General features: G+C 64.0%; 17 protein-coding genes. 13 read left to right on the forward strand and 4 right to left on the reverse strand.

The genetic code is table 11. From position 1 onward, the window contains the following. The first annotated feature begins 25 nt into the window (after positions 1–25). The 11 genes from NKJ64_RS01015 (at position 26) to NKJ64_RS01065 (ending at position 9,927) form a co-directional block, all read left to right on the forward strand. The gene (locus NKJ64_RS01015) at positions 26–229 is read left to right on the forward strand and encodes a hypothetical protein (protein WP_352461812.1); all 204 of its coding nucleotides are present in this window, start codon (positions 26–28) and stop codon (positions 227–229) included. 2 nt (positions 230–231) lie between these two features. Then, positions 232–1,344 (forward strand): ABC transporter ATP-binding protein, encoded by a 1,113-nt coding sequence (locus tag NKJ64_RS01020; protein WP_352459265.1) that lies wholly within the window; start codon positions 232–234, stop codon positions 1,342–1,344. Beyond that, positions 1,337–2,350 (forward strand): ABC transporter ATP-binding protein, encoded by a 1,014-nt coding sequence (locus tag NKJ64_RS01025; protein ID WP_023738110.1) that lies wholly within the window; start codon positions 1,337–1,339, stop codon positions 2,348–2,350. Before NKJ64_RS01020 ends, NKJ64_RS01025 begins: the two co-directional genes overlap by 8 nt. A gap of 64 nt (positions 2,351–2,414) precedes the next feature. Then, positions 2,415–4,055, forward strand: coding sequence for a dihydroxyacetone kinase subunit DhaK (locus tag NKJ64_RS01030; RefSeq protein WP_023668779.1), 1,641 nt, complete (start codon positions 2,415–2,417; stop codon positions 4,053–4,055). A gap of 70 nt (positions 4,056–4,125) precedes the next feature. Then, positions 4,126–4,728, forward strand: a complete 603-nt coding sequence (gene dhaL / locus NKJ64_RS01035) for a dihydroxyacetone kinase subunit DhaL (RefSeq protein WP_023668780.1) — start codon at positions 4,126–4,128, stop codon at positions 4,726–4,728. Beyond that, positions 4,725–5,114: a dihydroxyacetone kinase phosphoryl donor subunit DhaM gene (dhaM, locus tag NKJ64_RS01040; RefSeq protein ID WP_023668781.1), complete on the forward strand. Its 390-nt coding sequence runs from the start codon at positions 4,725–4,727 to the stop codon at positions 5,112–5,114. Before dhaL ends, dhaM begins: the two co-directional genes overlap by 4 nt. 21 nt (positions 5,115–5,135) lie before the next feature. Then, complete coding sequence (locus tag NKJ64_RS01045; protein WP_023729629.1) at positions 5,136–5,438, forward strand: HPr family phosphocarrier protein; 303 nt, start codon at positions 5,136–5,138, stop codon at positions 5,436–5,438. Then, a complete protein-coding gene (gene ptsP / locus NKJ64_RS01050; RefSeq protein WP_023702322.1) occupies positions 5,422–7,008 on the forward strand; it encodes a phosphoenolpyruvate--protein phosphotransferase in 1,587 nt (528 codons plus the stop codon). The genes NKJ64_RS01045 and ptsP overlap by 17 nt, the downstream gene beginning before the upstream one ends. Before the next feature lie 10 nt (positions 7,009–7,018). Then, complete coding sequence (locus tag NKJ64_RS01055; RefSeq protein ID WP_023668784.1) at positions 7,019–7,444, forward strand: hypothetical protein; 426 nt, start codon at positions 7,019–7,021, stop codon at positions 7,442–7,444. 22 nt (positions 7,445–7,466) lie between these two features. After that, the gene (gene dhaK / locus NKJ64_RS01060) at positions 7,467–8,453 is read left to right on the forward strand and encodes a dihydroxyacetone kinase subunit DhaK (protein ID WP_352461814.1); all 987 of its coding nucleotides are present in this window, start codon (positions 7,467–7,469) and stop codon (positions 8,451–8,453) included. Positions 8,454–8,901: 448 nt separating this feature from the next. Continuing rightward, complete coding sequence (locus tag NKJ64_RS01065; protein ID WP_023668787.1) at positions 8,902–9,927, forward strand: nucleotidyltransferase family protein; 1,026 nt, start codon at positions 8,902–8,904, stop codon at positions 9,925–9,927. An 8-nt stretch (positions 9,928–9,935) separates the two neighbouring features. Here the strand turns inward: NKJ64_RS01065 and NKJ64_RS01070 are convergent, their stop codons facing one another. The 4 genes from NKJ64_RS01070 to NKJ64_RS01085 all read right to left on the reverse strand — a co-directional run bounded on the left by NKJ64_RS01070 (position 9,936) and on the right by NKJ64_RS01085 (position 12,992). Then, positions 9,936–10,931 carry a serine kinase gene (locus tag NKJ64_RS01070; RefSeq protein ID WP_352461815.1) on the reverse strand — a complete coding sequence of 332 codons (996 nt, stop codon included), beginning with the start codon at positions 10,929–10,931 and terminating at the stop codon, positions 9,936–9,938. Further along, entirely contained in the window at positions 10,928–11,362 is a 435-nt protein-coding gene (locus NKJ64_RS01075; protein WP_023707798.1) for a lasso peptide biosynthesis B2 protein, read from the reverse strand. Before NKJ64_RS01075 ends, NKJ64_RS01070 begins: the two co-directional genes overlap by 4 nt. Further along, positions 11,362–11,649 (reverse strand): PqqD family protein, encoded by a 288-nt coding sequence (locus tag NKJ64_RS01080; protein ID WP_023684213.1) that lies wholly within the window; start codon positions 11,647–11,649, stop codon positions 11,362–11,364. Before NKJ64_RS01080 ends, NKJ64_RS01075 begins: the two co-directional genes overlap by 1 nt. 545 nt (positions 11,650–12,194) lie before the next feature. Next, the gene (locus NKJ64_RS01085) at positions 12,195–12,992 is read right to left on the reverse strand and encodes a DUF2259 domain-containing protein (RefSeq protein WP_245264018.1); all 798 of its coding nucleotides are present in this window, start codon (positions 12,990–12,992) and stop codon (positions 12,195–12,197) included. Between the two features lie 218 nt (positions 12,993–13,210). On the opposite strand from NKJ64_RS01085, the gene NKJ64_RS01090 reads away from it, so the two are divergent. Both NKJ64_RS01090 and NKJ64_RS01095 read left to right on the forward strand, forming a co-directional pair. Then, entirely contained in the window at positions 13,211–15,118 is a 1,908-nt protein-coding gene (locus tag NKJ64_RS01090) for a propionyl-CoA synthetase (protein ID WP_352461816.1), read from the forward strand. 71 nt (positions 15,119–15,189) lie between these two features. Further along, positions 15,190–15,891, forward strand: a complete 702-nt coding sequence (locus NKJ64_RS01095; RefSeq protein ID WP_352461817.1) for a metallophosphoesterase family protein — start codon at positions 15,190–15,192, stop codon at positions 15,889–15,891. Positions 15,892–15,903 lie beyond the last annotated feature (12 nt).

Below are 15,903 nucleotides of genomic sequence, written 5' to 3' on the forward strand. Positions count from 1 at the left end.
CCGGGCAGAAGGAAGGCAGCTACGCATGACGCGCCCAGCCATCTCCAAAAAGTCATCCTGGCCTCGCTGGGCTCGCCGCGGCCTGATGGAAAACATCGCCACGACGCTGATCGCCATTGGATTCCTGATGCTGTTCCAGGCCTTCGCGCTGGCGCTCTACACCTACTCCTTCATCACCATGCTCGCCGGCACAGTGATGTTCATCATCGTCTCGAAATTCCCGGAATAATCATGGCCGAAATCCGCGTCCAACATTTGAGAAAGGCCTTCGGCGATTTCGTCGCCGTGCAGGATTCCAGCTTCGTCGTCGAGGATGGCGAGTTCTTCGTCATGCTTGGCCCGTCGGGCTGCGGCAAGACGACGACGCTGCGCATGATCGCCGGGCTGGAACTGCCGACGGGCGGCCAGATCCTGCTCGGCGGCGAGGATGTCACCATGCGCCGGGCGCGCGAACGCGACATCGCCTTCGTCTTCCAGCTTTTCGCGCTCTATCCGCATATGAATGTGCGCAAGAACATCGGCTTCCCGCTTCTCGCGCAAGGAATGCCGTCGGCCGAAATCCGCCAACGGGTCGACGAGACGGCCAAGCTTTTGCGCATCGACCACCTGCTCAACAAATCGGTCTCAGGGCTTGCCGGCGGCGACCGCCAGCGGGTCGCGCTCGGCCGTGCCATCGTGCGGCGGCCAAAGTGTTTTCTGATGGACGAGCCGCTCGGCACGCTCGACACCGAATTCCGCGATCTGATGGTGCATGAGCTGCGCGAGCTGCACAACCGCATCCACGCCACCACCGTCTATGTCACGCACGACCAGATGGAAGCGATGTCGATGGCCGACAAGATCGCCGTCATGAACCATGGCGTCATCGAACAGTTCGGCAGCCCGCGCGAAATCTACGACCGCCCGGCAACCATGTTCGTCGCCGACTTCATCGGCTCGCCGCCGATGAATTTCCTGGGCTTCGGTGGCGGGCTGGCGAAGGGGGCGAAGGAAATCGTCGTCCAGGGCGCCAAGGTGGCGGTGCCGGAAGTGCGCGAGGAAATTGCGCCCGCCGACATGGCGCTCGGCATCCGTCCCGAGCACATCCGTTTCGACGATGCGTCGAAACTGCGCGGCACCATCTACGGCACCGAATATCTCGGCACGACGCAGATCGTGGCGGTGGAGACGGCGGACGGCATCATCAAGGCGCGGGTGCCGGCCGAAATCCGGCTCGCTGCCGGCGATCATGTCGGGCTGACGTTGAACAGCGCGCGGCTGTCGCTGTTCGACAAGGGCTCGGGTCGGGCGGTGCGCACCGCGATCCACGATACCGCCTCTCAAGGGAGAGCGCAGCATGGCTGACGTGCACATCAAGGGCGTGACCAAAAGCTTCGGCGACCATGTCGCCGTCGATGGCCTCGACCTTAACATCGCCGATGGCGAATTCGTCGTGCTGCTCGGCCCGACCGGCGCCGGCAAGACGACGACGCTGAGATTGATCGCCGGACTGGAGCGGCCGGATGGCGGCACGATCCATATTGGCGGCCACGATGCGACGACGCTGTCGCCGGCCGAGCGCGACACCGCCTTCGTGTTCCAGCAATATTCGCTCTACCCGCATCTGTCGGTCTACGACAACCTCGCCTTCCCGCTGCGTTCGCCAGCGCGGAAAGTACCGGAGGACCAGATTCGCCGCCGCGTCGAAGAGGTGGCGAAGATGGTGCGCATCCACCACAAGCTGAACAACCGCTCGACCAAGCTTTCGGGTGGCGAAATGCAGCGCGTCGCCATTGGGCGCGCGCTGGTGCGCAAGCCGTCGATCTATTTGATGGACGAGCCGCTGTCGTCGCTCGACGCCAAATTGCGCGCCGATCTCAGGCTCGAACTCAAGCGCATCCAAGCCGAGCTCGGCGCCACCATGCTCTATGTCACGCACGACCAGATCGAGGCGATGACCATGGCGGACCGCATCGGCATCCTCAACAATGGCGTGCTGGTGCAGATCGGCACGCCGCGCACCATCTATTCCGAGCCGGCAAACCTTCATGTCGCCGCACGGCTCGGCCAGCCGGCGATCAATCTGCTGCCAGCGGGACTGCTGCCTGATGGTGGGGCGCCGACCGGAACCAAGACCATCGGCGCGCGCACCGAGCATCTGTCGATCGAGAAGACCGCAAACGGCCATGCCGACGGCGTCGTCGACTGGGTCGAACATCTCGGGGACCAGAACCATCTGCATGTTACGGTCGGCCCGAAGAAACTGGTGACGCTCACCGACCCCGATACGGATCTGGCCGAGGGCGACAAAGTGGTGATCCGCTACCGCTCGCCACTTTATTTCGGCGCCGACGGACAAAGACTGATGTGAGGTTTTCGGTGTCTCGCCAAGGGCACGGCACCGGCTTCTGATTGACGAATACAGGACGAATTCGATGAAGCACTTTTTCAACCGCAGGGAAACGATCGTCACCGAGGCGCTGGACGGGCTGTTGCGGACTATCGGTTCCGGCGATCTCGCGCGCCTCGACGGTTACCCCGAGATCAAGGTCGTGCTGCGCGCCGACTGGGACAAGGCGAAAGTTGCCGTCGTCTCCGGTGGCGGCGCCGGACACGAACCGTCTCATGCCGGCTTTGTCGGCAAGGGCATGCTGACGGCGGCGGTTTCGGGCGAGATCTTTGCCTCGCCCAGCGTCGAGGCGGTGCTGGCGGCCATCCGCGCGGTGACCGGCCCCGCCGGCTGCCTGCTGATCGTCAAGAACTACACCGGCGACCGGCTCAATTTCGGCCTGGCGGCCGAGAAGGCGCGCGCCGAGGGGTTTCGCGTCGAGATGGCGATCGTTGCCGACGACATCGCCCTGCCGGGTATCAACCAGCCGCGCGGCGTCGCCGGCACCTTGTTCGTGCACAAGATCGCCGGCCATTTGGCGGAGACCGGTCAGGACTTGGCAGCCGTTGCTACAGCCGCTCGCGCGGCGGCGAAGGACATCGTCTCGCTCGGCATGTCGCTGTCGTCCTGCTCGATCCCCGGCCAGCCACATGAAGAGCGGTTCGGCGAAAATGACGGCGAACTCGGCCTCGGCATCCATGGCGAGCCGGGCGTCGAGCGCATCGCGGTGCAAAGCGCCGACAAGCTGGTGGCGATCATGGCGGAGCGGCTGGCCGCGCGGCTCGACCCGAACGCCAGCCACGCGTTGCTCATCAACAATCTCGGCTCGGTGCCGCCGCTTGAGATGTCGCTGGTCGCCAATGCCGTGCTGGCCTCGCCGCTGGCCAAGACCGTGAAGCTTGCGATCGGCCCCGGACCGCTGATGACGGCGCTCAACATGAACGGTTTTTCGCTGTCGCTGATCAAGCTCGATGCGGCGCGCGAGGCAGCCTTGCTGGCGCCTGTCGGCCCACATGCCTGGATGCCGGCCAAAACCGTCGTCGCGCCGGCTATCGTGCCTATGGCGAAAGCGGCTGGAAACAGCGCAGCCCAAAGGGCCAGCCAGGATTCCGGCACCAGGCGTTTGATCATCACGGTCTGCGAACGGCTGATCGCGCTCGAAGAGACACTGAACGGGCTCGACGCCAAGGCGGGCGATGGCGATACCGGTTCGACGGTTGCGACCGGCGCGCGCAGCGTGCTGGAACGGCTCGATGCGCTGCCGCTGGCCGACCCTGCCGCCACGCTTGCGGCTATAGGCGATAGTCTGGGCGTCGCAATGGGCGGCTCCTCAGGCGTCTTGCTGTCGATCTTCTTCACGGCGGCGGCTCAGGCTTCGAACGGCGGAGCAACCCTGTCCAAGGCGCTGCTTGCCGGGCTTGACCGGATGACCTTCTATGGCGGCGCCAGGGTCGGCGACCGCACCATGGTCGATGCCTTGGAGCCGGGGCTGAAGGCGCTCGATGCCAAGGGGCTGGATGCCGCGGCTACAGCGGCACGGCACGGCGCCGAGGCGACCGCGGCCATGGAGAAGGCGAAGGCCGGGCGCTCCGCCTATGTCGGCACCAAATTGCAGGGCGTAGTCGACCCTGGCGCCCATGCCGTGGCCGAAGTGTTCGCGGCCGCCGCGCTGCATGCAACGGCCTGACGGCATGCTTAGATTGTCGAATGAAAACTCTTGCGATACCGCCGGCAGGATCGAAACCGGGAATCTGGACATGGCAGCGTTCGACCTTGCCAGGCTGATCACCGCCGCCGCGGACACGATCGCCGCTCACTCGGAAGAGTTGACCGCGCTCGACCAGGCGATCGGCGACGGTGACCATGGGCTGAACATGAAGCGCGGGTTTGAGGCCTTGCGTGCCGATGCCGAGGCGTTTTCGGCCAAGCCGCTGCCCGAGGCGCTGAAGGCGATCGGCACCAAGCTGGTGATGACGGTTGGCGGTGCATCCGGGCCGCTCTTCGGTACATTGTTCCTGGCGCTGGGCAAGGAGATTTCGGGAGAGCCGGATCGTGCCAATCTGGCGGCTGCTTTCGGCAAGGCAATCGAAGCTGTGGCCGCCAGAGGCAAATCCCAGGTCGGTCAAAAGACCATGCTCGATGTGCTGCAACCTGTGCAGGACGCGTTGGTCGAAGGAAAGACGGCCATGGAAATTGCAGATATCGCCGACATGGCTGCCGAGGCGACCGTGCCGATGAAGGCAACACGCGGTCGCGCCTCATTCCTCGGCGACCGCTCAATCGGTCATATGGATGCCGGCGGACGCTCTGTGGCGCTGCTGGTGCGGACCGTCGCCGAAACCGTCGAGGGCCAAGCATGAGCAATGTCGGCATCGTCATCGTCTCGCATTCCCCGCTGGTTGCCGAAGGCACGGCCGACATGGTGCGGCAGATGGTGGGCGACGAAGTGCCGCTTGCATGGTGCGGCGGAAACGGCCATGGCGGGCTCGGCACCAGCGTCGAAGCGATCATAGGCGCCATCGACAAGGCGTGGTCGGAGGCGGGCGTCGCCATACTGGTCGATCTCGGCGGCGCCGAGACCAATTCGGAAATGGCGGTGGAAATGATCGGCGAGCCGCGGGCGCAGAAGATCATCGTCTGCAACGCGCCGATCGTCGAAGGCGCGGTGATGGCGGCGACCGAGTCCTCCGGCGGCGCCTCGCTGAAGGAAGTGGTGGCGACGGCGCATGAATTGTCGCCGTCGTGAGTGAACGGGAATTTTGACCTGATGTCCGCCTTTGCCGAAGCGACCGTCCTGATCACCCACGAGGTGGGTCTGCATGCGCGCCCTTCGGTGAAGTTCACCAAGCTTGCCAAGAGCTTTGCGGCCGAGGTGGAGATTGCGCTTTCTGCCAACGGCCCATGGTTCGACGCCAAGAGCATCGTCAAGGTGATGGCGGCCAGGGCGCCGAAAGGCACCATGCTGCACATCCGGGCCACAGGCGACGGCGCCGATGATGCCGTGAGAGCGCTGGTCGAGCTGGTGCGGCGCGATTTCGACGAAGGCGCGGGCCATGCCCGAACCGCTTAGGCTGCAAGGCATTTCGGCCTCCGCCGGCTACGCCGAGGGGCCGCTGTTCAATCTCGACAACGGCACCGCGCACTACTCACGGAAGGCGACAGCCGGCGAGGAAAAGGCTGCATTGGAAGCAGCTATCGCCAGTTCGGCTGACCGGCTCGCGACCCTGATTGAAACCGCCGATGAGGAGGCCGCCGGCATTCTCGAATTCCAGCTCGCCATGCTTGAGGACGATGCCCTGACCGGCCCGGCTTTTGCCGCGATCGCGTCCGGCATGCCGGCTGACATGGCCTGGCGACAGGCGCTGGACGCCGAGATCTCCGGCTACGAAACGTCAGACCAGGACTATTTCCGGGCTCGCGCCGCCGATATCAGCGATATCCGCGACCGCGTGCTGCGCGCCCTTACCGAGGAGCAGGAGAGCGCTCCACCAGCGGGCGCCATTCTCTATGGCGAGGACATCGCGCCGACGCGCTTTCTCGAGACCGACTGGAGCACCGGCGGCGGCATCGCGCTGAGGGCCGGCAGCGCCGCCAGCCACGTCGCCATGCTGGCGCGCTCGCGCGGCGTGCCGATGGTGGTGGGGCTTGGCGCTTCGCCGGCTAATCCCGTCGGTCTGGCTCTGCTCGATGCGGAGCATGGCGGTATCGTGCTTTCGCCGACCACGACCGAGATCGAAGCGTTCCACCGGTCCTCGTCCTCGTTTGTGGCACATCGAGACAAGGCCGGAGTCTATCTCGCGAAACCGGCGGTAACCCGGGCCGGGACGACAGTGCGCGTGCAGGTCAACATCGCCGATCCGTCCGAGGTCGACGGCATCGACATTTCGACCTGCGACGGGGTCGGGCTGATGCGCACCGAATTCCTGTTCGGCAAGGCGCCGCCGGACGAGGAGACGCAATACCAGGCCTATCGCAAGGTGCTGGAATGGGCAGGCGACAAGCCGGTGACCATCCGTACCGTCGACGCCGGCGGCGACAAGCCGGTGCCGGGCTTCACCGTCGAGGAGAGCAACCCGTTCCTCGGGCTGCGTGGCATCAGGCTGTCGCTGGCAAGGCCGGAGGTGTTTCGCGTACAGATCCGGGCGCTGCTGCGCGCGGCGGTGCACGGCAATCTGAAGGTGATGTTTCCGATGATCGCCGTCGCGGAGGAATACCAACGCGCCGCCGCTCTGTTCGTGGAGGAGCAGGCCGGGCTTGCCGCGCGCGGCATCGCGCAAAAAATGCCGCCGCTCGGCATCATGGTCGAGGTGCCTTCGGTGGCGATCGCGCCGGAGGCGTTCGCCGATGTCGCCTTCTTCTCGATCGGTTCGAACGATCTGACCCAATATGTAATGGCGGCTGCCCGCGATAACGCAGCCGTGGCGCATCTTAATTCTGTCCGCCATCCCGCCGTGTTGCGGCTGATCGGCTCGGTTGCCGCTTTTGGCCTGCGCGCGAAAATCCCAGTCAGCCTGTGCGGCGATGCCGGCGGCGATCCGGCATCGATCCCGGCACTGCTCGAGGCCGGCCTGCGGGATCTCTCGGTGGCTCCCGCCCAACTCGCCATGGCCAAGGCGGCCATCTCGGATGCATCGGTCTAGGATGACTGAGATGGCCGACAAGACACCAGAAGCCGGCTCCGAAGAGGCGATCCGCGCCTACAAGACGATCCTGTCGCAGGTCATCGACCAGCGACCGTCGGGTATGCGACAACGCCTTGCCGACGCGCTTGGCAAGCACCGCAGCTTCGTCACCCAGATTTCCAGCGCGGCCTATTCGACCCCGATCCCGTCAAAACATCTGCCGGCTATTTTTTCGGTCTGCCATTTCAGTCCGGCCGAGCGCGATCAGTTTCTGGCTGCCTATCATCTGGCGCATCCCGGCAAGATGTCGGTTGCGGCAGGCATGCGCAAGACCCGGCATGTCTCGCTGATCGTGCCCGATTTCGGCGACGACAAGCAGAATGCAGCGCTCGACAAGGCGATCAACGAATTCATCCAGAAGATCACCAGCATCACCGGCAGGAGTGGTGGCTGATCGTGTTGTGTCGGGAGGACACATGAAGAAGTTTATGAATTCCGTCGACACGGTGCTGACCGAAAGCCTCAACGGCTTCGTTGCAGCTCATGCCGACATCCTGGTGCTGGGCGAGGAGCACAAATTCATTCGCCGCAAGGTGATGAAGCCGGGGAAGGTGGCGCTGATCTCGGGCGGCGGTTCCGGCCACGAGCCGTTGCATGCCGGCTTTGTCGGTCACGGCATGCTGGACGCCGCCTGCCCCGGCCAGGTCTTCACCTCGCCAACGCCGGACCAGATACTGGCGGCGGCCGCCGCCGTCGATACCGGCGCCGGCTGCCTGTTCATCGTCAAGAACTATGAAGGCGACGTGATGAATTTCGACATGGCCGGCGAAATGGCCGACGGCGTCCTGCAGGTGGTGATCAATGATGACGTCGCCGTCGAGAATTCGTCCTTTACGACCGGCCGGCGCGGCGTCGCCGGCACGCTGGTGGTGGAGAAGATCGTCGGCGCCGCCGCCGAGCAAGGCATGGCGCTGGCGGATCTCAAGGCGCTCGGCGGTCGCATCAACAGCGCGACGCGTTCGATGGGCGTGGCGCTGACCAGTTGCACGGTGCCGGCGGCCGGCAGGCCGACCTTCGAGATTGGTTATGGCGAGATGGAATTCGGCGTCGGCATTCATGGCGAGCCCGGCCGGCGTCGCGACACGTTGAAAAGCGCCGATGCGATCGCCGAAGAGATTTGCGCCGCGATCCTGGGCGATCTCGGCGACAGGGCGAAAGGCCCGGCACTGTTGTTCATCAACGGCTTTGGCGGCACGCCGCTGATGGAGCTCTATCTGATGTACAACAGCGCCCGAAACATCTTCGAAAAACAGGGCGTGACGGTGACCCGCTCGCTGGTCGGGTCCTACGTGACATCGCTCGACATGGCCGGCTGCTCGATCACGCTGACCATGCTGGATGACGAGGTAACGTCAATGTGGGACGCGCCGGTGCACACAGCCGCGCTGCGCTGGGGACTGTAACGGAGGGGCCTTGCCCATATCCCGAACAGGCGGCTTATGAACTTGCCTTAGCCTGCGGGACCGGACGGACCGTTACCCGCAGTCACGCCGACAGATTGCCCGCCTGCAGCGCGGCTTGCCTTGCGGCCGACCGCTCCGGCTTCATCCAAACCGAAGCCGTAGAAGTCTTATCGCGGTATCGGCAGCGACGGCCCGGCCACCACGCTGGACAACTTTCCTGCCTTGCGCAGCACGGGCGCTTCATACTTTTTCTTGGCCATTCCAAACACCCTTTTCAGTCAAGTGCAAAAGAATGGACCGAAACCGTGGAAAGTCAATTCATGAGCTGGTTCTGCCACCACACGCTGGCTTCATGCATGCTTTTCTGCAACATACGCTCCTCTGAGTTGGTTGTTTGACGCAATTCCGGACGGGAATTGCTGATGTGGGCGAACGCAATCCGGGTTTGATGCTGCCATCTCTTGCGCCTGCCGATGAAAAACTGCTGCTGACCTTCGCCGACCCGGAGGCGACGGTTGCCATTGGCCGTGACGTTGCTGCCGAAAGCTTGCTGGCACTGCTCGCCAATGCCGAGTTCCACGGCGTGCTGCCGATCATGCTGCGCAAGCTCAGCGAGATCGGCGACGCCCAACTGCCTGCGGACGCAGCCTTGCGGCAAAAGCTGTCGGAACTGCGTGATCGCTCGACGCTGGCGACCGGCCAATCGATGCTGCTGCAATATCATGGCGACCGCATCATGAAGGCATTGGCGGCGAAAAATGTTCCGGCCCGCATCGTCAAGGGTCCGGTCTTCGCACGCAAACTTTACCGCCACGCCGCTGACCGGCCGTTCACCGACATCGACATTCTGGTCGAGCCGGCCAGCATCATTGAAGCCAACACGGTGATTGCCGGATGCGGCTTCGAGCTCTGGAGCGGCGAGGCGCAGTCGCAGGATCTGCAGGAGTTCAAGTGGCTGGAGAAGGAGAATACCAGCCTGCTGATCGAACTGCACGGCAACCTGGTGCATGATTCCGGCATGCGGCGGCGGCTGTCGCTGGGCTTTCGCGAATTGCAGATCATCGACGGCAGCGAGGCCGACACGCCGGCCGCGCTGCTGACCATCGCCATTGTCCACGCCGCCGGCGGGCACAAGTTCCACCGGCTGCAGCTTTGCGTCGATGTGCTGCAGGGCGTGCGCGCGCTGCGGTCGCCCGCGGATGAAGACCGGCTTTTCGAGGCGGCGCGCATCAGCGGCATCGAGCTCGAACTGGCGACGGTTCTCAATGTGACGGGGCGGCTGTTTGATGCACCGCGCGCGATCGAACTGGCCGACCGCATCAAGCCCGACCTCTCGATATTTTTGGCCAAATGGCTGATCACCGGCGATACGCTGCTCGGCGTCAATTCCAGGGACAAGATGCATTCGCGCCTGCGCCGCGACGCCTTCCGCTGGATCCAGCGCCTCGCCAGGCCAAAGCCGCATTCTGCCTGAAGTGTGCTTTAGTCCCGCGCCGCCAGCGCCGAGCGGATCAGCGGGGCCGCCTCGGCCGGGTTCGCGCCGACTTCCAGGGTAAATGTCGGGACGGCTTTGACCAGCGTTGCGATGGTTGCCATGCGGCGCTTCTGCGCCGGCAAAAGGCCGGTCATGCCGGTCCTGACATTGTCGGTGGCAAGCGCCACCATGGCGTCTGTCCTGGTCATGGGCACGAGCCGGGTTTGCGCGTCCGCCGAGCGGGCGAGATGAAACAGTGCCGCAACCGGTCTGCCGACAGTTTCCTCGATGCGGATGATCTCGGCGAGACGTTCCAGCGAGACGGCCTGCTCGCCATTGGCGTCCCATTTGTCGCCAAGGCAAGGCGCCACGAAGGGCAGCATTGCCGCGGTGTGGCGGTGGACCTTCACCTTGCGCGGCAAGCCCCAGGCCGTGATGCCGCCACCGGCCAAAACCTTGAGGATCATGGCGTCATCCGAGCACAGGCCGAAACCTTGCGACGCCAGCGCCAGCGACGTCGTCGACTTGCCGGTGCCGCTCGGCGCATGGATCAGCACGAGCGCCTCGCGGCCGGGCAATGTCAGGCCGGCGGTGTGCAGCATGTGCTGGTCGCCGGCATCAAGTGCTGCATCCAGCACCATCATCAGCACCGTCCATTTGACCTTGGCATCGGGATGGACTCGTATCTCGGCCCAGCCTCCATCGGCATTGATCGAGACGGTCTGCAGGCCGGGAAAGACCAGATGAACGGTGCCGCCACCGTCGATCAGCCGGCAATGGCCGTCCTCCGGCACCTCGCCGTCGAAAGCGAGTTTTCCGGCAGGCGATTCCGGTAACTCCCGCGTCTCGATGATGTCGACGCGGAAATCGGGCTCGACCGGCCCGCTCACGCGCAACGTGCCGAGCAAGAGGTCGAAGCTCGGCCAGAGATCGGCCCGCGAGGCCGATATGCTGATGACCTGGCCCTGGAGATCATAGCAGAAGGTGGTCGCCGGACCGGTCAAGCAGCGTGCGCCTTTCCGGCATCGGCGTGATGGCGATAGATCTGCACCATGCCGGGGAGGCTGTCCGAGACCACCGGGCGGCCATCGAGACAGACCCAGCAATGGGCAGACATACGCGGCGCCTGCATCGACTTCGGATCGACGCCGAAGCGCAGATCCGGATCGAAGCCGGCAAAGCGCAGGAAGCGGTGGGCGAGCAGGCCCTCGCGCAGGCATCTGCGGTCGCGCATCAGCCAGGGGTGCCGGACGGTCCGGTTGACGGCAGCGACGATGTAGGCTGACGACAGGCCGCGATAAGGGGTGTGTGCGCTGAGCGGCGCCCATTTCAGCACCGATTCGAAGCTGCGGCGGCCGATCAGGGTCGGCATCAGCCGCGCGCTTGCCCATAAATGGACACGAAACAAAGCGCGCAGGAGAACGCCGTCCACCATCAGGGAGCCGGGTCGGCGAGAATGCCTTCGCTCACCAGTTCGGCGGCCAGCGCCGCCATGTCCTGGTCGAGCGTGCCCTTGTCGACCTCGAACTCGTCAGACAACAGGACGACGATCTGGTCAAGGCTGCGGGCGCCGTCCACCTTGTCGAGAAAGGCTTCGGTGGTGCCGTTGCAGGTGTAAAGCTGGCCGCTGCGCGCCAAGAGCACGACGGCGCCATCGCCGACATGCTGGACCGAGGCGTCGTCCGCCAGCCGCAGAACCATTTCAGAACCGATTTGGGCCATGGAGCCCCTCCACCATTTTCCTGGAGAGCAGATAGCGCGGCGATGCGGGTCTGTCCATTGCGCGGACGAGAGGGAGAACAGGCCGGCCTGACCGTTCTGTGGCAATCCGGCAACGCCACCATCCTCACGACACAGGCAACCGAAGCCTAATGGAGACATCCAATTTCAGATTGTGGTAACTTCCACATGATTCAGAGCCTGAGAACAGGGAAGCACCCAGAAATAGTCGGTGATTGCAGCTGGGAATCACCGCCGCAAACGGTCAAGCCAGCTATCTCGCAGGGTCAAGGTCTTGCTTTTCTTACCTAAAGTAAGCTATGGAGTCGCGGGGTTTTGGGAGAGCATTGGGTATGCGTTACAACTGGGAGCGGGCTCCGACCGCGTTCGAACGTCATCGAAAAGCATTGGCAGCCGCCATATTGATCGCGGGTGGCGTCGGGCTGATGCTGGCGGCCTTGCCGCTTTAAGACCTGATATCCGACACGAACGCCCTGCTTTCTCCGGGCGCATGAGCTTTTTCTGCCTGCCACAAGACGGGCCGCGGCTTAGCGTGCATGGCCGGTTACGGCGATGAAGCGGCGGTCGCGTCCTTCGAAGCCCTGGCTGAAGCGCTGCACCAGCACCGCCACTACCGCCGGCCTGCCGGGCGGGGTGTATTCGTAGGATTCCGACAGGCTGTAGGAAGTCGGGCAGTTGCGCGAGCCCGGCACGGCCTTGTCCTCGTGCAGCACCTTGAACGGCTTGCCGTCCTGCCCCTGCAGCGACAGGCGGAAGCCACGCGCCTTGCCCGTCTTGGCGCCTTGAAGTTTCTTTTCGCCCTGAAGTGTCTTGTCGCTCGGAAGAGCCTGGTCGCTTGGCTTGGCGTCATCGAAGCTTGCCGAGCAGTCCGTCTTGCTGTCGGCCAAAATCTCATCGAGCTGGATGGTCGAAATCTGTGTTTCGCCATAGAACGGCGACAGCCATTTCTGCGCGGCCTGCTCGAGGCGGGGGATGTCGTTGTACTCGACCGTGTCGTCCGGGAAGGTGAACCTGTCGGAGGCCGTGCGCGTGCCGCGCTCGGCGATGCCGTATTTGGCCAGGATTGGCGCGGCCTGCTTTGCGGCCTGCGCCCGTGCCTGCTCCACCGTTGTGGTCGCCTCTTCCGATTCATCGAGGACAAGGATCGGCTTGCCGCCGACGAACTCGTCTGTGCTTGTGTCGATGATGTCGATCTGCGACCAGCCGGAAACGGCAGCGTCGAGCTCGCCATATTGCTCGAAGGCGAAATATTTGCCGTCGGGGGAAAAGCCGATGATGCGCCGCGCGGCGGCATCGCCGGCCTGGGCGGCGGAAACGATCGTCAACAGCAGCGCTGCTCCAACGGCAGATCCAACCCCGTATCGTACCGTCATTGCGCGCCCTGCCCCGATTTCAAACCCGGCCATGGTGCCTGCAATTTATGGCCAAGGCGAGATCGGCCAAGCCCCAAATTTCGGGAAAGACATGGCATTTGGGGAAAGACGTGGCCGGGAAAACCCGCATAGGCTATTGCAAGATAGAGAGTTTTCCCGAGGAGGGATGAATGGCGTCACGCTACCACGAGGTCTATGACGGCTGGAAACGCGACCCGGAACAATTCTGGGCCGATGCGGCCGAGGCGATCGACTGGTATTCGCCGTGGACCAGCGTCTTCGATGCCAAGGCCGGCGTTTACGGGCGCTGGTTCAACGGCGCCAGCTGCAACACCTGCTTCAACGCTCTCGATCGCCATGTCGCAAGCGGCCGCGCCGACCAGATCGCACTTATCTACGACAGCGCGATCACCGGCACGGTCAAGAAATTCACCTATGCCGAATTGAAGCGCGAAGTGGTAGCGCTGACTTCGGTGCTCAAGAACCGCGGCATTCACAAAGGCGACCGCGTCATCATCTACATGCCGATGGTGGCCGAAGCGGCGGTCGCGATGCTTGCCTGTGCCCGCATCGGCGCGGTGCATTCGGTGGTGTTCGGCGGCTTTGCCTCGCACGAGCTCGCCACCCGCATCGACGACGCCAAGCCAAAGCTGGTCATCTCCGCGTCCTGCGGCCTGGAGCCTGGACGTGTCGTGGCCTACAAGCCGCTGCTCGACAAGGCGATCGAAATGTCCCGCCACAAGCCGGACGCCTGCCTGATCCTGCAGCGCGACCAGCTGCGCTGCGATCTGAGGGAGCATTACGATATCGATTTTGCCGACGCCGTTGCCCGCGAGCGCGCCGCGGGCGCCAACGTCGATTGCGTTCCGGTGCTCGCCACCGACCCGCTCTACATCATCTACACCTCCGGCACGACCGGCCAGCCTAAGGGCATCGTGCGCGACAATGGCGGCCACATGGTCGCGCTCAAATGGACGATGGAAAACGAGTTCGGCGTCAGACCGGGCGAAGTATTCTGGGCGGCCTCCGATGTCGGCTGGGTGGTCGGCCATTCCTACATCGTTTACGGACCGCTGCTGCATGGTGCGACAAGCGTGCTGTTCGAGGGCAAGCCGATCGGCACACCCGACGCCGGCACCTATTGGCGGGTGATCGCAGAACACGGCGTGGTCGCGCTGTTCACCGCGCCGACGGCCTTCCGCGCCATCAAGGGGCAGGACCCCAAGGGCGAATTCGTGCCGAAATACGATCTGTCGAAATTCCGCACTCTGTTCCTGGCCGGCGAACGCGCAGACCCGGAAACCATCAAATGGGCGGAGCAGAAACTCAACGTGCCGGTGGTCGATCATTGGTGGCAGACCGAGACCGGCTCGCCGATGACCATCAACCCGGCGGGCCTCGGCCTGCTGCCGGTGAAATACGGCTCGCCCGGCGTGCCGATGCCGGGCTACGACATTCGCGTGCTCGACGATGCCGGCCATGAAGTGCCGCGCGGCACACTTGGCAATGTGGTGGTGAAACTGCCGCTGCCGGCCGGCTGCCTGCCGACGCTGTGGAATGCCGACGAGCGTTTCCGGCAAGCCTATCTCGAGGAATTTCCCGGCTTCTACAAGACGGCCGATGCCGGCATGATCGACGAGGACGGCTACCTCTATGTCATGGCGCGCACAGACGACATCATCAATGTCGCCGGACACCGGCTGTCGACCGGGGCCATGGAGGAGGTGCTTTCAGCGCATCCCGATGTTGCCGAATGCGCCGTCATCGGCGTCGCCGATGTGATGAAGGGCCAAGTTCCGCTCGGCTTCGTCGTGCTCAATGCCGGTGTGTCGCGCGATACTGCTGCTATCGAAGGCGAAGTGGTGGGGCTGGTGCGCGAACGGATCGGCCCGGTCGCCGCCTTCAAGACGGTGGTGACGATCAAGCGCCTGCCCAAGACGCGCTCCGGCAAGATCCTGCGCGGCACCATGCAGAAGATCGCCGACAAGGAAGAATGGACGATGCCGGCGACCATCGACGATCCCGCCATTCTTGACGAGATCACCGCGGCGCTCAAAGCCCGCGGCATCGGGGTCTGACGGCCCCAGTGGCGTTGTTTCAGCGGTCCAGACCTCCCCGGCCGGCGCCGCGCGAGCGCCTGGAAATGGATATGGACGACACCGTCGTCTACGCGATCGGCGACGTGCATGGCTGCTACAAGGAATTGCTGTCGCTGGAGCAGAAGATCCAGCTCGACGCGCTGCAATTTCGCGGCCGCAAGATTATCGTCATGCTCGGCGACTATATCGATCGCGGGCCGCAATCGGCTCGCGTGCTAGACCATGTCTTGGCGCTACCGCCAACAGGGTTCCTGCGCGTCTGCCTGGCGGGAAACCACGAAGTGGCGATGCTGAACTATCTCGACGGATATCTGTCGCGGGACCGCTGGCTGGCGGTCGGCGGCCGCGAGACGCTGTTTTCCTATGGGGTCGATCCGGCGCGGCTTGCCAGCCTCTATGCCTCGAGCGACGAGGTCGACCGGCGCGTGAAGGAAGTCATTCCGGCCAGCCATATCGACTTTCTGCGCAGCCTGCCGGTGCTGCTCTGTTCGGATAAATTCGTTTTCGTCCATGCCGGCATCAGGCCGGGTATCGACCTGGTCGCACAGGATGAGCAGGACCTGCTCAACATCCGCGACGAGTTCTTCAACGCCGCCCATCTGCTCGACCGCTTTGTGGTGCATGGGCACACGCCGGTCGATATCCCCAGGCTTGACGGGCGAAGGCTCGGCATCGACACCGGCGCCTTTCAAAGCGGCCGGCTGACAGCGCTCAGGATCGCGGGTAAATTCGGCAAGCTGATCTTTTCCTGACCTGCCGTGCTT

Origin of the sequence: Mesorhizobium sp. M0062, assembly GCF_040323125.1 — a bacterium.
In the GTDB taxonomy this organism is placed as follows: Bacteria; Pseudomonadota; Alphaproteobacteria; order Rhizobiales; family Rhizobiaceae; genus Mesorhizobium.

Coding starts and splice junctions, on each gene's coding strand:
- NKJ64_RS01015 (WP_352461812.1), top strand. CDS start 26: ATGACGCGCCCAGCCATCTCCAAAAAGTCATCCTGGCCTCGCTGGGCT.
- NKJ64_RS01020 (WP_352459265.1), top strand. CDS start 232: ATGGCCGAAATCCGCGTCCAACATTTGAGAAAGGCCTTCGGCGATTTC.
- NKJ64_RS01025 (WP_023738110.1), top strand. CDS start 1,337: ATGGCTGACGTGCACATCAAGGGCGTGACCAAAAGCTTCGGCGACCAT.
- NKJ64_RS01030 (WP_023668779.1), top strand. CDS start 2,415: ATGAAGCACTTTTTCAACCGCAGGGAAACGATCGTCACCGAGGCGCTG.
- dhaL (WP_023668780.1), top strand. CDS start 4,126: ATGGCAGCGTTCGACCTTGCCAGGCTGATCACCGCCGCCGCGGACACG.
- dhaM (WP_023668781.1), top strand. CDS start 4,725: ATGAGCAATGTCGGCATCGTCATCGTCTCGCATTCCCCGCTGGTTGCC.
- NKJ64_RS01045 (WP_023729629.1), top strand. CDS start 5,136: ATGTCCGCCTTTGCCGAAGCGACCGTCCTGATCACCCACGAGGTGGGT.
- ptsP (WP_023702322.1), top strand. CDS start 5,422: ATGCCCGAACCGCTTAGGCTGCAAGGCATTTCGGCCTCCGCCGGCTAC.
- NKJ64_RS01055 (WP_023668784.1), top strand. CDS start 7,019: ATGGCCGACAAGACACCAGAAGCCGGCTCCGAAGAGGCGATCCGCGCC.
- dhaK (WP_352461814.1), top strand. CDS start 7,467: ATGAAGAAGTTTATGAATTCCGTCGACACGGTGCTGACCGAAAGCCTC.
- NKJ64_RS01065 (WP_023668787.1), top strand. CDS start 8,902: ATGCTGCCATCTCTTGCGCCTGCCGATGAAAAACTGCTGCTGACCTTC.
- NKJ64_RS01075 (WP_023707798.1), bottom strand. CDS start 11,362: ATGGTGGACGGCGTTCTCCTGCGCGCTTTGTTTCGTGTCCATTTATGG.
- NKJ64_RS01080 (WP_023684213.1), bottom strand. CDS start 11,649: ATGGCCCAAATCGGTTCTGAAATGGTTCTGCGGCTGGCGGACGACGCC.
- NKJ64_RS01090 (WP_352461816.1), top strand. CDS start 13,211: ATGGCGTCACGCTACCACGAGGTCTATGACGGCTGGAAACGCGACCCG.
- NKJ64_RS01095 (WP_352461817.1), top strand. CDS start 15,190: ATGGACGACACCGTCGTCTACGCGATCGGCGACGTGCATGGCTGCTAC.